At 59.2% G+C, this 19,433-nt stretch carries 12 protein-coding genes; 9 read left to right on the top strand and 3 right to left on the bottom strand.

The annotated features are described in order from the left end of the window. On the top strand, nt 1–1,126 hold a 1,126-nt coding region (locus P792_RS29400; protein WP_023978917.1), incomplete at its 5' end, for a type II secretion system protein GspD. Further along, nucleotides 1,123–1,950, top strand: a complete 828-nt coding sequence (locus tag P792_RS0119150; protein ID WP_152530208.1) for a type II secretion system protein GspK — start codon at nt 1,123–1,125, stop codon at nt 1,948–1,950. The genes P792_RS29400 and P792_RS0119150, both read left to right, overlap by 4 nt. Nucleotides 1,951–1,988: 38 nt before the next feature. Here the strand turns inward: P792_RS0119150 and P792_RS29395 are convergent, their stop codons facing one another. From P792_RS29395 to P792_RS29385, 3 genes are read right to left on the bottom strand one after another with little or no spacing between them, the layout of a single operon-like run. Beyond that, entirely contained in the window at nt 1,989–2,945 is a 957-nt protein-coding gene (locus P792_RS29395) for a bifunctional enoyl-CoA hydratase/phosphate acetyltransferase (RefSeq protein ID WP_023978915.1), read from the bottom strand. A gap of 59 nt (nt 2,946–3,004) precedes the next feature. Continuing rightward, nucleotides 3,005–6,628 carry a pyruvate:ferredoxin (flavodoxin) oxidoreductase gene (nifJ, locus tag P792_RS29390; RefSeq protein ID WP_023978914.1) on the bottom strand — a complete coding sequence of 1,208 codons (3,624 nt, stop codon included), beginning with the start codon at nt 6,626–6,628 and terminating at the stop codon, nt 3,005–3,007. A gap of 23 nt (nt 6,629–6,651) precedes the next feature. Further along, on the bottom strand, nt 6,652–8,358 hold the full coding sequence (locus tag P792_RS29385) for an NAD(P)-binding protein (RefSeq protein ID WP_023978913.1): 1,707 nt from the start codon (nt 8,356–8,358) through the stop codon (nt 6,652–6,654). Between the two features lie 385 nt (nt 8,359–8,743). Here P792_RS29385 and frc point away from each other — a divergent pair, with 385 nt between their 5' ends. The 7 genes from frc to P792_RS29350 all read left to right on the top strand — a co-directional run. Next, entirely contained in the window at nt 8,744–10,054 is a 1,311-nt protein-coding gene (gene frc, locus P792_RS29380; RefSeq protein ID WP_023978912.1) for a formyl-CoA transferase, read from the top strand. Between the two features lie 113 nt (nt 10,055–10,167). After that, the gene (gene oxc / locus P792_RS29375; protein ID WP_023978911.1) at nt 10,168–11,901 is read left to right on the top strand and encodes an oxalyl-CoA decarboxylase; all 1,734 of its coding nucleotides are present in this window, start codon (nt 10,168–10,170) and stop codon (nt 11,899–11,901) included. A gap of 9 nt (nt 11,902–11,910) precedes the next feature. After that, nucleotides 11,911–13,134: a CoA:oxalate CoA-transferase gene (yfdE, locus tag P792_RS29370; protein ID WP_023978910.1), complete on the top strand. Its 1,224-nt coding sequence runs from the start codon at nt 11,911–11,913 to the stop codon at nt 13,132–13,134. Further along, entirely contained in the window at nt 13,131–13,862 is a 732-nt protein-coding gene (locus tag P792_RS29365) for a YoaK family protein (protein ID WP_023978909.1), read from the top strand. The genes yfdE and P792_RS29365 overlap by 4 nt, the downstream gene beginning before the upstream one ends. Then, nucleotides 13,859–14,167, top strand: a complete 309-nt coding sequence (locus P792_RS29360) for a GNAT family N-acetyltransferase (protein WP_023978908.1) — start codon at nt 13,859–13,861, stop codon at nt 14,165–14,167. Before P792_RS29365 ends, P792_RS29360 begins: the two co-directional genes overlap by 4 nt. A gap of 215 nt (nt 14,168–14,382) precedes the next feature. Further along, a complete protein-coding gene (locus P792_RS29355; protein ID WP_031240917.1) occupies nt 14,383–16,200 on the top strand; it encodes a hypothetical protein in 1,818 nt (605 codons plus the stop codon). Nucleotides 16,201–16,678: 478 nt separating this feature from the next. Then, the coding region (locus tag P792_RS29350; RefSeq protein ID WP_084331095.1) for a TonB-dependent receptor domain-containing protein at nt 16,679–19,433 on the top strand (2,755 nt) is incomplete at its 3' end.

Here is a 19,433-nt window from a genome sequence, read left to right as displayed (position 1 = left end):
GGGGGGCACCGGCACGAACACTTTTGGCCAGACAGGGCAGAACACGGCAGCCCCTGCAGGTCAGGCTGGCGGCAATGCGTCTCTCAACAACCCGCTTCTGGGTGGGCTCGACAGCTCAGGCGGCGGAGACCACAATACCGACACACTGCGTATCCTCTCGAATGCCCAGCATAACGCCATTCTGGTTCATGCCACGGATCAGGAAAGCGATACGATCGAGCAGATGCTGCGCCGTATCGACGTCATGCCGCTTCAGGTGCGTATCGACGCTGTTGTGGCCGAGGTGCAGCTCAATGACGCCCTGCAATACGGCACGCAGTTCTTCTTCAAATCTGGCGGCATCAATGGCGTGCTGAGCACCAACAGCCAGACCATCACGGCCGGCACACTCGCTACAGCCGCTTTCAGCCACACCCTGCCCGGCTTCATCATTGGCGGGGCAAGTGGTGGCGGTGCTCCATTTGCTATCGATGCCCTGCAAAATGTGACCACGGTGCATGTGCTGTCCTCGCCTCAACTCATGGTGCTGGATAACAGGGCAGCACGGCTTCAGGTCGGGCAGCTGGTACCCGTGCAGATCGGCTCGCAATCCAGCACAATCGGGACCTCCGTCTATAACCAGTTCACCTATCAGCCTACCGGCGTGATCATGGAGGTGACCCCCCATGTCAGCCAGAGCGGCCTTGTCACGCTGGATGTGTCACAGGAGGTGAGCTCTGTCAGTTCCAATGCAGCCAGCAACACCAGCAGCGCGGCCAATCCCACTTTCAATGATCGTTCGGTCAATTCGCGTGTGGTCGTGCAGGACGGGCAGACAGTGGGGCTTGCCGGGCTCATCACCGAGAACTCATCCCGCGCCAATAGCGGTATCCCCTGGCTCAAGAACATCCCGGTTCTGGGCTTTCTGGCGGGAAGCCAAAACAATAGTCGTCAACGCACCGAATTGCTGATCCTGATCACACCCCATGTCATCCATGACCAGCGCGATGCGGTGAACCTGATGGAAGACCTGCGCGACACCCACCCCAATGCTGCCGATGTGCCAGACGAGATGAAGTCGATGCACACAACTGGCAGCGCCGACCCGCAAAAACGCCTGCGCGAGAAACTCGGTCTGGATCGGTGAACACAAGGCAGCCAGCACGGGAAAGACAGGAGCGCGGTTTCGCGCTCTTGATCGTGCTCTGGGCGCTGGCGGGGCTCTCACTGCTGACGGCCATGACGATCGCCAGTGCAGGCTCGGCCTTGCGTGAAACACGGCTGCTGCGCGACACGGCCCGTATGGAGACACTCGCTGAGGGCGGTATCGCCAGCGCAGTCTTTCACGAAAGCGGGCCAATCGCCACACGCTGGCCACTCGATGGCACACCGCATGTCAGCCGGATTGATGGTCTGAAGCTCAGTATAAGCCTCACAAGTCAGGCCGCTACGATCAACCCGAATACTGCCCCCCTGCCACTTCTCGCTGCGCTATTCGTGGAATGCGGTGCAACGCCCGATCAGGCGGCAATGATCGCCCGGGAGATGGTTTCATGGCGTCGGCAGGCCCAGGCGCAGGACCCGAATGAGCGACAGCGCTTTCTTGCCCTTGGGTTACGCTATCTGCCGCCCCATGCCCCGTTCCAGTCGCTGGATGAACTGACGCTCTTGCCCGGCATGACACCTTTGCTCCTGACTCGCGCGAGGCAGCATCTTTCGATCGTCCAGCCGGAGGAACTTCACGCCCCCATTTCCGATCCTGTCACCCGACAGGCGCTGGCCCGCGCGAACCTCCCCGCCCTGCCTGCCGCGAGCGGTGAGCAGAGGCACGCTTACAGTTTCGTCGCGACCGTCATCGTGACCGATGAACATGGTGGCGCGTCCTACCGTCAAGCTACACTTCTGTCCGATAATGGACTCTCGCTGGCACGGATCATCGCAGAGCAACGAGAGAGCGATGATGCACGCTGACCGAACACGCACGCCGTGCCGCCAGTAGCCCAGCGGCTTCAGGCAACAGACAGACTTTTGAGATGTCGCGCATAAAGCGCGCAAAGAGCGGCTGAATCGAGCCTTGCCTCGATGGTATCGGCCCGGCTGGTCAGCAGGATAGGCACCTTGGCACCAAGCACGATACCGCCCGAACTCGCCTGCCCGAGAAAGCTGAGCGCCTTGACCACAATGTTTCCCGCCTCGAGGTCCGGTACAACGAGGATCTGGGCGCGGCCAGCGACAGGTGAGGTCAGCTTCTTGATGGCTGCTGCCTGCGGGTCCACCGCACCATCCATCGCAAGCGGTCCATCGAGCACTGCTCCCGTTATCTCTCCGCGTTCGGCCATCTTGCTTAGGCAGGCGGCATCGAGCGTTCCCTGAATACGCGGATTGATGGTCTCCACAGCGGAAAGGATCGCCACACGCGGTGCGCCATAGCCAAGACCGTGATGCAGGTCGATCGCATTCTGCACAATGTGCCGCTTGGTTACGAGGTCGGGGGTAATATTGATGGCGGCATCGGTCACGAAAAGCGAGTCGGTGCGCCCCGCTACCGTGACCATGAACACATGGCTCATGCGCCGTGATGTCCGCAAGCCACTCTCCTGTGCAACGACACCGTGCATCAATGTGTCTGTGTGCAGACTGCCCTTGGCGAGGCCCTGGACCTCGCCTGCATGAACAAGGCCAATCGCGACCTGCACGGCGCGCTCTGGTGTTTCGGCCTCGACAATCCGGCAGGATGCCACCGAAAGCCCAGCCTCCTGCGCTGCACTGGCGATAAGCGCAGGATCGCCTATAAGAACCGGCTCCAGCACGCCATGTCGGGCCGCCTCAATGGCGCCGGCAAGGGCATGTCCCTCACAGGGCCAGACAATCGCATAAGGCACAGCACCCAGCCCGGCAGCTCTGGCAATCATCCCGTCGAAAATCGTTCTGCGCGTGCAGGAGGCAGGGGTGAGCACTGTCGTCATCGCGCGACCTTCTTCCGGTTCGTTAGTCTGTCTGGTCTCAGGGGCGCAGGTTTGTGCGGTCACTGCACATCCTCCCAGTGCGGCAGGAAGCGCCTGCCATCACGTGAGGCCATGTCCTCATACAGGCGATAGCGTTCCAGCGCCGCGGCCTGCGCCTGATGCAGCAAGTGCTCCGCCTGCTCCGGATTGGTTCGCGACAGGGTTTTGTAGCGCAGTTCGCGATAGGCATATTCCTCGAACGGCAGACGCGGGCGTGTTGAATCGAGCTGGAACGGGTTGAGCCCCTCCTTGCGCATGGCCGGGTCGAAACGGAAGAGCGGCCAGTATCCGCTGGCCACCGCCCTGGCCTGCTGCTTCATGCCGTCGCGCATGTCGATGCCGTGGGCAATGCACTGCGAATAGGCAATGATCAGCGACGGACCGTCATGAGCCTCGGCCTTGCGTATGGCCGTCAGAGCCTGCTCGGGATTAGCCCCAAGGGCGATCTGCGCCACATACACATTACCGTAGGAAACCGCCTGCAGACCTAGATCCTTGCGCGGCACGCGCTTGCCGGAGGCGGCAAATTTTGCCGAGGCACCAAGAGGCGTGGCTTTGGAGGACTGCCCGCCCGTGTTGGAATAAACCTCGGTATCCAGCACCAGAATATTGACGTTCCGATCCTGAGCCAGGACATGGTCGAGGCCGCCATAACCGATATCATAAGCCCAGCCATCACCACCAATGATCCATACCGAGCGTTTGACAAGGTGATCGGCAACCGAAAGCAGCATGACCGCCAATTTATCAGTAGAACCCTCGAGTTTTCCCTTCAGGGCTGCCACGCGGTCACGCTGAATGGCATAGTCCCATTCATCTTCCTGCGGGGCATCGAGCAAAGCATCAGCAAGATCGCCACCGATCGTCTCACGCAGGCCCGCAACCAGATCGCGCGCCAGTTCGGTCTGCTTGTCGATGGCCAGCCTGAAGCCAAGGCCAAACTCCGCATTGTCCTCGAACAGCGAGTTCGACCACGCTACGCCACGGCCCTGCGCATTCGCCTTCCATGGATGGGCCGGCGTATTACCCGCAAAGATGGCGGAGCAGCCTGTCGCATTGGCAATCTGGAGACGATCGCCGAAAAGCTGCGAAACAAGCTTGAGATAGGGGGTTTCACCGCACCCGGCACACGCCCCACTGAACTCAAAAAGCGGCTCGAAAAACTGTAGGCCTCTTACTGTGGTCGGATTGACCTGATTGCGATCCATTTCCGGAATGGTCTCGAAAAAACTCATACCGGCCCGCTCACGGTCGAGCAGAGGCAGCTTTTCGGTCATGTTGATGGCGCGTTTCTGGGTCTGGGCATCAATTGAGGGGCAATTATCCACGCACACGCCGCAACCGGTGCAGTCTTCGACATAAAGCTGAAGGGTGTAGCGCGTCTCGGGGTAACCACGGGCATTGACTGGCGCTGACCGGAAACCCGTAGGCGCCCCCTCCAGCCGGGCCTCGTCATAGGTCTTGGCACGTATCACGCTATGAGGGCACACAATGCTGCACTGCCCACACTGGATGCAGGAATCAGGCTCCCATACAGGGACTTCGATGGCAATATTGCGTTTCTCATAACGCGTCGTGCCACCGGGGAACGTGCCATCAACCGGCATGGCACTGACGGGTATCAGTTCACCGCGCCCTGCCATAATCTCTGCTGTGACCCGGTGCACGAATTCCGGTGCCTCGGCGGGCACAATGGCAGGCATCGGGCGCGTTCCCTGTGCCTGCGCCGGGACGGATACCTCATGGAGGGCTGACAGGGCAGCATCAACCGCCTTGTTGTTGAGGGCGACGATTTTTTCGCCTTTCGCCCCGTAGGATTTGCGAATGAAAGCCTTGATGGCGCTGATTGCCTCTGCTTCAGGCAGAACCTTTGCGAGATGGAAGAAACAGGTTTGCAGCAGGGTGTTGATGCGTGGCCCAAGACCGATCTCAAGCGCGACACTGGACGCATCGATCACATAGAAGCGCAACTTCTTGGCGATGATCTGATCCTGAACCTTGCGCGGCAGGCGCTCCCAGACCGTGTCCGCACCGAAAGGCGAATTCAGAAGAAAAATACCCCCCGGATTGGCGGCACCCAGAATGTCACGCCGAAACAGGAACTCGAATTTATGACATGCGACAAAATCCGCATGGCGGATCAGATAGGGCGCGTTGATGGGGCTGGTGCCGAAACGCAGATGCGAAGCCGTCTCTGCGCCCGATTTATGGGAGTCATAATCGAAATAGGCCTGAGCATAATGCCCGTCGATTTCACCGATGATCTCAACGCTGTTCTTGTTGGCGCCCACCGTGCCATCCGCGCCAAGCCCATAGAACAGACAACGCGTTATGTTTCCGGGCTCGATATCGATAGCCTCGTCGAATTCGAGACTCAGATTCGTCACATCATCGATGAGACCGACCGTAAAGACGGGGCTCGGGTCAGGCTTTGCCAGCTCGTCATAAACCGCCTTGACCATGCCGGGGTGGAAATCGCGTGACGACAGGCCATAACGCCCGCCAATGACACGCGGCATATGAGGAAATTTCCCCGTGGCCACCGCTTCGGCCAATACACCCACGATATCCGCATGAAGCGGCTCCATCGGTGCCCCCGGCTCCTTGGTGCGATCCAGCACCGCAATGCGCTCCACTGTCGGCGGCAACGCTGCAAGAAAGGCTGCAGCGTCGAAAGGCCGGTAAAGGAGCACCTGAATGGCCCCCCGTTTCTCCTCAGGGTCGCGTTGGTTCATCCATCGCATCGTTTCGCGCACCACTTCGGCACCCGACCCCATCGCGATGATGACATGGCGCGCATCCTGCGGGCCGTCATAACGGAACAACCCGTACTGACGCCCGGTCAGTGCTGCAAAGCGGTCCATGGCAGACTGCACGAGAGAAGGCGTGCGCAGATAATAGGTGTTTACCGCTTCACGCGTCTGGAAATACGTGTCCGGGTTCTGCCAGGTGCCACGAATGAACGGATTATCCGGCGTCAGCGCGCGGGCACGATGCGCGTGCACGAGCGTCTCGTCGATCATCGACCGGATCTGGTCATCAGGGACCAGTTTCAGCGAATTATATTCGTGAGAGGTCCGAAAACCATCCGTGAAATGGATGAATGGCACGCGTGACGCGAGCGTAGCGGCCTGGGCGATAATCGCCAGATCATGTGCTTCCTGCACCGAGGCTGCACCCAGCTGGGCAAAACCTGTCTGGCGAACGGCCATCAGATCCTGATGATCGCCAAAAATGGACGACGCCCCGGCTGCAAGGGCGCGGGCTGCCACGTGCACCACGGTCGATGTCAATTCGCCCGCAATCTTGTACAGATTGGGGATCATCAGCAGCAAACCCTGCGAGGCCGTGAAAGTGGTTGTGAGCGCACCACTTTGCAAGGCGCCGTGCACACAGCCTGCCGCACCGCCCTCGGCCTGCATTTCCTGCACGATAGGCACATTGCCCCAGAGATTTTTCAGCCCTTCACTGGCCCAGCTATCGGCTGTCTCGGCCATAGGTGAGGAAGGCGTAATAGGGTAGATCGCACAGATCTCGTTCACGCGATACGCGACGTGAACAACAGCAGAATTCCCGTCCAGAGTGGTCATTTCACCAGGTTGGGGCTTGCCGGATTGCGGGGCGGTGTTTGCGTTATGGCTCATCGTCTAGTTCTCTTTTCCCGCCTTCAGGCGCGCACCACGAAGCGCTGCGGCGTCAAGGTGACCGCAGCCTCCGCGCACTCGGTATCATTGTGTTCAGGCGTCATCACGATGGCATGGCTCGGGCATTGTCCGGCGCAATCGCCACAGCCGGTGCACAAGGTCTCGTCCACTGCATAGCCCCTGCCCGGACCCAGCCGGGTAATGGCCTGCTCGGAGCAGGCTGCAAAACAATTGTCGCACTCGAAACAGTTGCCGCATGACAGGCAGCGCCCCGCCTCATGACGCGCCTGCGTCTCGTTCAGCCCCGCAATGATCTCCTCGAACCCCGTGCGAAGCGACGTAGGCAATTCGACGCCCTCTTCGCGCACAGCCATCAGCAGGGCCGGCATGTGGAGCATGTCAAAGGTCACGATCTCGGCCGGCGCGTCAGGCACCGGTTTTTCTGCCCGCAGATAGGCATCAATCGCCCGGGCGGCGTTCTTGCCGTGGCCGGTCGCGGTGGTCATGGTGCGTGCTCCTCGCACACAATCGCCACCGGCAAACACGCCGCGTGCGCCCGTCATGAAAGACGGATCGATTTCCAGCCTCTCGCCCTTGTCAAGCACGATATCGCTCATGTCAGAGCAGAGCGAGAAGTCACTATGCTGGCCAATCGCCAGAATGACGCTGTCAGCTGCCAGCCTCTCTCTATCCGGCGCGCGGCCATCTGCTGGTGGACGTATGGCACCGGTCTGCGGATCGAGTTCAACATGCTCGATCTCGACACCATCATGTCCATAATAGGTGACGACGCTGCAATAACGTATGGTGACACCTTCGGCCTCGGCGGCCTCGCGCTCCTCTGGCAGGGCGCTCATATGGGCCTCGTCCCGTCGATAGACCATAAAGACCTTCTCTGCGCCGAGACGGCGTGCCGTACGGGCGGCATCCATCGCGACATTGCCGCCACCAACCACCACCACAGTACGGCCAAGCTCGGGCCGCTTTCCTTCACGCACAGCATGGAGAAGGTCGATCGCCTCGACAGGCTGATATCCCGCCTCGGTGGCCAGCGGCATGGTCAGGGCGCGCGCCGCGCCAACGCCCAGAAAGACAGCATCGAAAGCGCCTTCTTTCATGGTCTGAGCGAGATCCGTCACAGGCGCATTGCAGTGCAGACTCACGCCCGGCATTGACAGAACGTCACCCATTTCGCGTTCGAGGATATCCATCGGCAGGCGATACTCCGGAATACCATAGGCCAGCATGCCGCCCGCATGAGACGAGGCCTCGCGAATTTCAACCTGATGCCCCAGCTTTGCCAGATGATAGGCACAGGACAGACCCGCAGGCCCCGAACCGACAACAAGCACTTTCTTGCCCGTGGCAGGCTTACAGGCGACCCGCCAGTTTTTCTCGGCGGCCATATCACCCAGAAACCGCTCGACCTCATGGATCGCCACAGCGTCATCCATCTCGGCGCGATTACAGCTGTTTTCACAAGGGTGATAACAGGCACGACCGTGAATGGCGGGGAACGGGTTTTCCGTTTTAAGCAGATGCCAGGCAGCCTCGTAGGCGCCGCCTTGTGCCAGAGCAAGCCACCCCTGGATATTCTCCCCTGCCGGGCAGGCGTGATTGCAGGGCGGCATAAGCGATAGGTAGTCAGGACGGCGTGATCGTACGCTTCCTACCCCGACACGTGTGCCGACATGCAGCGCCCGATTGAGTTCACGCAGCTTGAGCGCCATGGAAGAACCTCATTCTCTCTTCCGGCCAGACTGATCCGAATGACAGCATGGCTCGGGGGAATATCCTGCCTGGGAGAGGAACAAGGTAATCATTCCGCTTGCTCAGGTTACCGAGCGCTAACCTGGCGAGGGGCAACAGTCATTGAGGCACATCAATCCTTTGGCGGATTATTGAACAAACAAGCCTTCCCCATAAGTATTTTCTCTGATTTATGAAGAACTATCTTAGTTCCCAAAGAAATGAAAAATATGCATCAAGTTTTATTGTGAGCGCACGCCTCGGGAACATACTTCACACCGACCGCATAGCCCCCATATTGGGCTTATTCGTTCGATAAGCGCTTTCCGAAAAAACGATAAGAACAATCATAACGGAGTTGCCCTCATGAGCACTGCACAAGACAACACAAAGCCGCTTGCCGGAATCAAGGTCATCGATTTTGGCGGTGTGCAATCGGTCCCTTCGGCTGCCCAGCTTCTGGCTTGGTATGGTGCCGATGTCATCAAGGTTGAGCGAACCGGCGTAGGCGATGTGACCCGCCGTCAGCTGCGCGACATCCCGGATGCCGACGCGCTGTATTTCACCATGCTGAACAGCAACAAGCGCTCGATCGAGCTCAACACGAAAACCCCCGAAGGACGTGAGGTTTTCGAGAAGCTCCTCAAATGGGCCGACATCCTGCTTGAGAATTTCCGCCCTGGCGCCATGGATCGCATGGGCTTCGGCTGGGACGTTCTCCATCAACTCAACCCGCGCCTGATTTACGGCACGGTAAAGGGTTTTGGCGACGCCTCTCCCTGGTCGCATATCAGTGCCTATGAAAACGTCGCACAATGCGCCGGCGGTTCGGCCTCGACTACGGGTTACTGGAACGGCGCGCCGCATGTGGATGGTCAGGCCCCCGGCAATTCGAATGGCCCGCTCATTTCGGCCGCGGCGCTCGGTGACAGCAACACAGGCAATCACCTGCTGATCGGTGTTCTGACGGCCCTGTTTGCCCGCGAGCGCAGCGGAAAAGGCCAGAAAATCAGCGTTTCGATGCAGGATTCTGTGCTGAATCTGTGCCGTGTCAAGCTGCGTGACCAGCAGCGTCTGGAGCGCGTGGGTTATCTGGAAGAATACCCGCAATACCCGGACGGAAAATTCGGCGACACTGTGCCGCGCGGTGCCAATGCAGGCGGTGGCGGCCAGCCAGGCTGGATCCTGAAATGCAAAGGCTGGGAGACGGACGAGAACGCGTATATCTACTGCACCGTGCAGGAGCAGAACTGGGGGCCGACATGCGAGGCCATCGGCAAGCCTGAATGGGCCACCGACCCGCATTATTGCACGACCAAGGCACGTGAGACCCACATGTTCGAGATCTTCGCTGCCATCGAGGCCTCGCTTGCCGACAAGGATAAATACCAGGCCGTAGCCCATCTCTCGAAATTCCGTGTGCCCTGCGCGCCGGTTCTGTCGATGAAGGAAATTGCCGAGTCCAAGGACCTGCGTGACGCCGGCACGATTGTCGAGGTCAAGCAGCCGGTACGTGGATCGTTCCTGACCATCAATCCGATCAAGTTCAGCGACTTCACTCCGGAAATCACCGCTGCCCCGCTGCTTGGGCAGCATACGGATGAGATCCTTGCCGAGTTCGGTTATTCGGCAGACCAGATTGCCGATCTACGCTCGAAGAAGATCGTCTGCGCCTGACAGATTCACCGGAATGTCCTGAAGCAGGCATTCCGGCCCTGTCCCCCTCAAAGAATAGCAAGCCCTTCCTGCGCCGTCGCCTTTCGGAATGACGCAGGGAAAAGGAATGAGTCATGGCAGACGCCCCTTCGGCCGCCAACGCATCGGCACCCGCACAATCTCCCCTCGCGTTCAGCACGGACGGCTTTCACCTTGTCATTGAAGCCCTGCAGTGCAACGGTCTGAACACGCTCTACGGCGTTGTTGGCATCCCCATCACGGATCTTGCGCGCCTCGCCCAGGAGAAGGGGATGCGCTTCATCAGTTTCCGACATGAGCAACCCGCTGCTCATGCAGCATCGATCTCGGGCTATCTTACCCGCAAGCCGGGGCTCTGCCTGACAACCTCTGCCCCAGGCTTTCTCAACGCCCTTCCTGCTCTCGCCAATGCCACGACCAATGGCTATCCGATGATCCTCATAAGCGGGTCCAGCGATCGTGCGATCGTCGACCTGCAGCAGGGTGATTATGAAGAGCTCGATCAGCTTGCCGCTGCCCGCCCCTTCGCCAAGGCCGCCTATCGCGTCAACCGTGCGGCCGATATCGGTATCGGGGTAGCGCGCGCGATACGTGCCGCGCTTTCAGGAAAACCGGGTGGTGTCTATCTCGACCTCCCGGCCGCTGTCCTGAGCGAGACGCTCGATTCAAAAACGGGCCAGGACTCCCTGATCACGGTTGTGGCTCCGGAATCAGCCCTGCCACCCTGCCCCGATGCGATCGCCCGTGCGGTTTCGCTTCTTAAACAGGCACGCAAGCCCCTCATCGTGCTCGGCAAGGGCGCAGCCTATGCCCTGGCTGAGGGGGCCATACAAGATCTCGTTGAAAGCACCTCCATCCCGTTTCTTCCCATGTCGATGGCCAAGGGGTTATTGCCCGATACCCACCCTGCCTCTGCCGCCACGGCGCGCTCGCTGGTTCTGGGACAGGCCGATGTGGTGGTGCTGGTGGGCGCACGCCTCAACTGGATGCTTGGCCACGGCAAACCGCCGCAATGGTCGCCTGACGCACGCTTCATCCAGATCGACATCAACCCAGAGGAATTTGACAGCAATCGCCCTATTGCCGCCCCGCTGGCCGGTGAGCTTGGCCTGACGGTGCAGGCCTTGGCCACCGCACTGAAGCAGGAGAAAATCTGCGCGCCGTCGGAATGGCTGGCTGCGATTGCGGCCAAGCGTGACACCAACACGCAGAAAATGACCGAACGTCTGGCCAACAAGACCACGCCGATGAATTTCTACACAGCGATTGGCACCATCAAGACGGGCCTGGAGGGGCGCGACATCGTACTGGTGAACGAGGGGGCCAACACGCTCGATATTACCCGCAACGTTATTGATATGGACAAACCGCGCCGCCGCCTCGACCCTGGCAGCTGGGGAACGATGGGCGTCGGGCTAGGTTATGCCATTGGCGCTGCCATCACCACAGGCAAGCCGGTCGTTGCAATAGAGGGTGACAGCGCTTTTGGCTTCAGTGGCATGGAGGTCGAAACGATCTGCCGGTACCGTCTGCCCGTCGTGATGATCGTGCTCAATAATGGCGGCATCTATCGTGGCGATGACGTCAACCGCAGCGGTGGCACGGATCCGGGTGTAACGGTTCTGGAGGCCAATGGTCATTACGAGAAGATCATCGAAGCCTTCGGGGGCAAGGGATATTACGTAACCGATCACGAGGCGCTCTCACGTGCGCTGGAAAACGCGCTGGCCTGCGGTGGCCCTGCCATGATCACAGCGTCTATCGACCCGCATGTCGGCACGGAAAGCGGCCATCTGAGCAAGCTCAACCCCAAAGCCGGTTCAAAGTGAGGCAGCTCCATGGATGAAAATGTTCAAGGCAACACAGGGGATGCAGTCACAGGTTCTGCAAAGGCGCCCGTGACGGCGTCCCGTCCCCCCAGCGGCCCTTTCGAGGGGCTGCTGGCCATCGACCTGACCCACGTGCTGAACGGCCCGTTCGGCACGACCATCCTGACCGATCTGGGTGCGCGTACGATCAAGGTGGAAGCACCGGGGCATGGTGACGATACGCGCACCTATGGCCCTTATGTCGGTGATCGTTCGCTGTATTTCTCTTTCGTCAATCGTGGCAAGGAGAGCATCGTTCTCAACCTCAAAGACGAGAATGATCGGGGCGTTTTCCTCGAGATGGTCAAGCGCGCCGATATTCTGTGCGAAAACTACCGCCCGGGTGTGATGGACCGTCTCGGGTTCTCCTATGAGACACTCTATGCCCTCAACCCCAGACTGATTTACGCCTCCTCATCAGGGTTTGGGCATACTGGGCCACTCGCCCATTATCCGGCCTATGACACGATCGTGCAGGCCATGAGCGGCATGATGGAGGCGACAGGGTTTCCTGATGGTCCTCCCACGCGGGTCGGCGGAACGTCGCTGTCTGACCTGTGTGGCGGCACGTTCATGTTCTGCGGTATTGCCAGCGCACTCTACGCGAGGGAACGCACCGGAAAAGGGGCGCATGTCGATGTATCCATGTTCGATGGCACGTTCGCGTTCCTGCAACATGCGCTCATGACATGGTCGGCTACGGGTGCCGCCGGGCCGCGTATCGGCAATCGCCACCCATCCATGGCACCGTTCGATGTCTACCGCACACGAGACAGCCATATCGTGATCTGCTGCGGTAATAACCATTTGTTTGGCGCCCTCTGCCACACGCTTGGCATCGAGGCTCTCACAGCGGATCCGCGCTTTCTGAACAATAGCGATCGCATGGACAATCTCGATGCGCTCAAGGAGGCCATTGAGGGGGCTCTCAAGCAAAACGACGCGGCCTTCTGGCTTGACGCCCTCGAAAAGGCTGGTGTCCCGGTCGGTCCGATGCTGAATGTCGCAGAAGCTGCGGCTCTTCCCCAGACAGCCGCCAGAAACATGGTGATTGATGCCGGGGGGCTGAAAATGCCGGGCAACCCGGTGAAGATCAGCGGCTATGATGATCCTCTGACACGCCCCGGTGCGCCCAGGCTCGATGAACATGGCGCAGCCCTGCGCATGGAGTTCGCCCCCGGGCAGCCGTCATGACCACCACAAACGTGACAGTATCCACACCGGCCGCGCAGGAGGATTCTCTTGCCACCCTGCTGCGGCGCGTCTTCTGCCTGACCTTCGTTGTGGCTGTGGTGGAAGTCACGACCTATATCGATGTCGGCGGCATCTACCCTGGCATCATGACGGGTAATACCGTGCAGCTTGGCCGCGCTGTGGCACTGCATCACTGGTCGAATGCAGGATCGATCGGCACGGCAGTGGGCCTGTTTTTTCTCGGCTGTATTGGGGCAAGCCTGATCAAGAAATTCCTTAGCTGGCCCTATTGGGGCCTTCTGATCATGGCTGCCATTCTCTTCATCGTCAGTTTCGTCCGGCTTTCCCCCGGGTTGCGCCTGCCGGTCGAGTTGCCTCTCGTCGCGCTGGCGCTGGGCATTCAGGGTGAGACATTGGCCAAATTTGGCGGGGTGTCGCTCCAGACGATTGTGGTGACAAACAACATCGTCAAGTTTTCCGAGGCTTTCACCGGGCGCTATCTTCTGCTCTGGCTCGGCCGCGTGAAACCGGATGGAAAAAGACCCGCCCTGAAAGAAGTGGCTCTGCCTGCCTGTTCCTGGCTGACCTACGCCTTGTCGGCGATGCTGGGGGCCTGGCTGGGGCAGTTTACCAATCTTGTGCTGTTCCTCACCACGATCATGCTGGTCCTGACAGTGTGGGATCTGCATCGGGACTACAAAACGAGCTCATTGGAGAAAAGGTCATGAAGACAGCGCAGGACACACAAGGTTTCGGCTCCGGTCGTCTTCGTGACAACAAGGCGCTCAATCGCTTCGAATGGTCAGAAGCGGGCGAGACCAGTATTGTCAGTTATCATCACGACGGCTCTGTTCTGGTCCTGGATCACAGTTTCGTTCCTGAGGCTTTGGCCGGAAGGGGTATTGGATCGCGGCTCGTCAGGGCCGTGCTCGATCATCTCCTGACGACAGATCAGAAGATTGCCGTACGCTGCGATTTCATCAGTCACGTCATCAATCGGCACGCGGCGTATCAGGCCCTTCTGCAGCGTTGAGCCGCGCCACCCGATGGCAAAAGGCCTGAGATGAAGGGAGCCTTGACGCATCGACAACAAGATTGGAAATCATAAATAATAATTACCGAAATCGTTTATTCTGTTAATGAGTTTACGCTCCTACCGAGGGTATAAAACTCAATAACAAGAATAACCAAGGCGAACCCAAGGTGAGCGAGCGTTTCAAGACTGCCCTCAAACTCTCTCTGCTCGGCATGAGTGTTGGTACAAGCCTGACGCCCGTTGCGGCCCGGGCCTCGACAGACGATGATGAACTCGCCTTGATCAAGGCGCAGATCCGCGATCTGGAAAACCGCGTCGTGAAGATAGAGCAACGCCGACAGGCCCGATCAGTCGGCAAACAGGGGGGAAGCCGCACGAGCCACCCCATACGCCAGGATAGCGCCTCCAGAGGCTCTAATCAGACCGCCTCCGCTCAAGCTGCAGGACCCATCGGTGCATCGCATGCCGTGAAAGCACCGCAGACTGATACAACCGCGATCAGGTCCGGTGTATCAGATACGCGCCTTGCCCAGGCCACATCACCATCGGGTCGCGCCGCGGTGACCGAACCGACCAGCGCACCAGGGAGCGCATCGGGGAGCGCCGGGTCCGCCATCGATCTGAGCTCATCGAGTCCTCTCGCCATCACCCAGACCTCCGTCGATTATCTCCCGCCTGTTTTCAGCATCGGCAATATTTCGGTGCGTCTCGGCGGTTTTATCGATATGTCCAATATCTGGCGTGACTCTACGATCACCAGCGGCCCCGCCACGGCATGGAATAACTTCCCCTATGCCAACAGCCCCAATCACGGCCTGAGTGAGGAGCGCCTCTCGGCCCAGCTCACGCGTCTTTCTACTCTTCTGGAAGCCAATCCCACCAGGGATATCCGCTTGCAAGCCTATATCGAGTCCGATCTTGGCGGGGCGGCAGGGACGACCAACTCTGTACAGATCAGCGGCTATACGCCAAGGCTGAGGCAGGGATATTTCACTTTTACCAAGAAGGATTGGGGTTTCCATGTCCTCATGGGACAGGCATGGAGTCTCTCGACAAACTACGCCAAGGGCGTCACCCCGCGCAGCGAACAATTGCCTGCCGTGACAGACAACAACCAGATACCGGGCATCACCTTCCTGCGCGTGCCTCAAATCCGTATCGGCAAGGATTGGGGGAACAAATACTGGCTGGCTGTCTCGGTTGAAGACCCTCAGGCGACCATTGCCTATTCAGCCGATCTGGCGTCGGGTGGTCGCTTGCCAGCGCTCAGGGGCTACACACAGGGGCCGCGCGTTTTCTATCAGAATACGGGCGGATTGCTGCTCAACCCGAGTGCTGAATATACCGACAATCCGATCCCTGATGTGATCGTCAAGGGAGCCGTCGATACCAATCTGGGGCATTACGAGGTTTTCGGCCTCGGCCGCTGGTTCCGTTCGGTCATCCAGTCTCCCGGTGACGCCCGCAGCCACAAGGATACCAAATTCGGGGGCGGTGTAGGTGCCGGAATGACCACATCTCTGTTTACGCCGGGCCTTCAGTTGACGGGGAATGTCATCGCGGGTCAGGGTATCGGTCGCTATGGCGCGTCCCAGCTTCCCGATGTCACCTTCAACGGTCAGGGCGGTCTCTCGCCCATCCCTCAGATTCGTGGTGCGCTTGGCCTGATCGGCCATCCAGATCCTTCGGTGCTGGTGTATCTCTATGGCGGTATCGAGGCCAGCAGCAAGAGAAGCTATATCGCCGCCGACGGCATGCAATATGGCTATGGCGTCAATGACCATAATCTCGCTGGCTGTTCCATCGAGTTCGGAACCTGCACCGCCCAGACCCGTACCCTGGCCTCCATGACGGCGGGGGGCTGGTGGCATTTCCTCGATGGCACTTACGGAAGCCTCATGGGAGGCGTGCAATATACCTATATCCGCAAATTTGCCTTTCGCGGGTCGGATGGCAAGGGCGGCTCGGTCTATCCAACCACCTTTGGCAATACCGTATACGTCACGTTCCGGTATCTGCCTTTCCAGTAAGCCCCGTCGCAACGCCTGCCTTTGCAAATGGCGAAGGCAGGCTGACTTGTCTGCGTAAAAACGAATTCCGCGATACGGAACTGCAATGTCTCGCCCGGGTAGCCGCGCTCGCCTTGCTGCAATTGGAGACAAAGACACTTTGCCTCCCCCCTGACTGCCGACATAGCGGGCGCGCGCCCTCGAATACCCTCCATGTCGCTGTTGGCCCATTGGAAACTTATCAACAATATCAATCACGACGGCACAATGTGTGATGCACTGTTGCGATTGTACAACAGCGTGACATATTCGCGGAGTATTACCGCGATACTTCTTCGCCTTTCGCCCATGGGGATAATAGTGGAGGAGAGCTCTCACCCGGTTGCCGCACGCAATCACCCGGCAAGGGCACTTGTGCCGCACGGTGTAGCACAAGGAGACGACAGACAAACGGACATGATGTGCCAGATAATGGCACACAAGCGATGGGGTGTTCTTGATGCCATTTCCCGCAAGGGTGAAGACAAGTGCTCTCACCCCCGCACGGTCATTGCGTCTCCTGCTTACCCTGACCGCCGGCACAATGGCCTTTGTCCCGCTTCCTGCCTTGGCGTCTGAAAAAGTCACCGGGCAATCCGGAGCAGGTTCGCAAGACAAGCAGACATCCCATCCCCTGCGGGAGCAGGCTCAGCTGCGGCAACAACCACGCGAGGCAGTGCAATCGACAAGCGAAAAACATCGCCTGTCCCCTTCCGTGACCTCAAAACGCGACGCATTGGATGTGGGCGCGGGGCAGAAAGCGTCCCCTGCAGAGACGATCTTCGTCACCGGCACGCGCCTGACGCAATCGCGTCTGACCAATGTCATGGCCGGATCGTCACTGAGTGGCGAACAGATTGGCCGCCGGGGCTATACCGATCTCGGCCTTGCGCTCTTGCGCGAAAACCCTGCCGTCAGCGTGCCTGACAATTCCTCACTCGGCACACAGAACATGTTCGGTGCCGGGCAGTCCTTTGTAAGCCTGCTCAATCTGGGTTCGCAGCGTACCCTCACCCTTGTTGATGGCATGCGCATGGGTGGCGGGGCTACGGCTTCGATCTACGGTGTGGGATCGGGCTCGCAGGTTGACGTCAGCACGTTGCCAACCTCGCTCATCAAGTCGGTGGATACCCGTCTGGGCGGTGCTGGTGCAGCTTATGGCGCTGATGCTGTGGCTGGTGTGATCAACTATACGCTCGATGACCATTACAAGGGTGTTTCGCTTGACGGTCAGGGCGGCTGGACACAACAGCTCGATGCCGCCAGCGAGAAGATTGCGTTCAAGGCCGGAACCGGTTTCGATCACGACAAGGGAGGGCTGGTCTTCGATGTCGAATATCGCAATCAGGCCGGTATCGTCGCCAGTGATCGCCCGGATGTGTTCGGTGCCAACGCGGCTGTCTATCACCGGCCCGCACTGGGCGAAGCATCCCCTTACACCTATGTATTAAGCCCTGACCTGCGCTTCATTCAGGCATCGCTCACCGGCATGCCGTCCCTGACAGGCGCCTATGGCGACGTTCCCGTGTATGGCGGCAATTATAGTGCAACCTGGGCTGGCCTGGCTGCGTCCGGCATCGCCAATGTCAGTGGTATTCCCCTGATCTTCAGCCAGAACGGCCAGTCGCTCGTGCCGCTCAATGCGGGGACCTTGCTCAAGGGCGACACCGCTCAGGCCGTAGGGGGTGATGGTATCTCCCTGCGCAACTACAACCAGATCGTCACGCCAAACGACAAGCTCAACCTGACCTTGCTTGGACATTACGATTTTGATCCGCACATCCACGCCCGCTGGCAAGGCTGGTACGCACGCGGCAGCGCGGAAAACCAGGTGGGCCAGGGAACATGGAGCAGCACGCTTTTCAACGATGCGCTGACGGCGAATAATGCCGGGCCCTATAGCAGCAGCTATTATCAATACGGTGTCACAACTGGCGCTTACGCCCTGAGCACCAGCAACCCGTTCCTCACAAGTGCCGAACAGAGCACGATCAAGCAGGCTCTGGCTGAAAACGGCCTGCCAACCGATACATTCTATCTCAACCGCCTCAATCAGGATCTCGATCAGGGCCTGTTTCGCACCACATCGCAGATGTTTCGTTTTCAGGGCGGGCTGAATGGCGATTTCCGGGCCTTCAACCGTCAGTTCAACTGGAAGCTGCAGGGCGAGTATACGCGCAATACCAATGCCACGACGGCCCCGTCGCTCGTTATTCCCAACCTTGTCAATGCGTTGAACGCTGTCACTGCTGCTGATGGCACAATCGAATGTGCTCCCGGCTACCAGAATGCCCCGATTGCCACGCGCAGCGCGGTATGTGCCCCGCTCAACCCGTTTGGCTACAACCAGATGACGCCGGCCGCGCGCGACTACGTCACAACGGAGTCACGCTCGACCAACCGCAACACGCAACGCGATCTGCAGGCCGAAATCAGCTCGACCGTGGCGACCCTGCCAGCAGGGGCAATACGATGGGATCTGGGCTACGAACATCGACGCGAGGCCTATCACTTTGACCCCGGTGCCTATCTGCTTGGCTGGAAACAGGGCGATGGCAGCTATCTTCCCTACGGCAACAGCGCGTCGATCCCGTATACGGGCGGCGCTTATCATACGCATGAGGGCTTCGGCGAACTCGATATCCCTCTGATCTCACCGGCAATGCACCTCCCGGGTGCCTATCATCTCTCCCTGACGGCCAATGGGCGCGTAACCTATAACAGTATCACCGGTACCTACTGGACCTATATGACCGGTGCGGCCTGGTGGCTCACACGCGATATCGGTCTGAGCGGCAATTACGCTGTATCGGTACGCAATCCCGGCATTGGCGAACTCTACTCCCCCCAATCCTCGACCTATCAGAACGGCGTCGATCCCTGTTCCGATACAGGCCTTGCGTCGGGCCCCAACCCGGCCCTGCGAGCCGCCAATTGCGCACGCGCCGGACTGCCTCAGAATTTTGTCTCGAACTTCAATTCCTACGGCATCGAGGGTACAGCCGGGGGGAACCGGAATCTCTCCAATGAACGTTCCAAAAGCTATACGGGCAGCCTTGAATTCAGGCCGCACTTCATACGCGGGTTCGATGTCAAAGCCTCATTCGTGGATGTCAGGGTTTCTGATGCCATCACCTATCTGAGTGCCAATGATCTGCTCAACGCCTGCTACGACACCGGAATCTACCCGAATAATCGCTTCTGCTCGACATTCA

Source organism: Asaia sp. SF2.1 (assembly GCF_000505765.1).
GTDB classification, from domain to species: domain Bacteria; phylum Pseudomonadota; class Alphaproteobacteria; order Acetobacterales; family Acetobacteraceae; genus Asaia; species Asaia bogorensis.
Note: the sequence above shows the minus strand (reverse complement) of the source record. Positions and strands in the feature narration are given on the sequence as shown.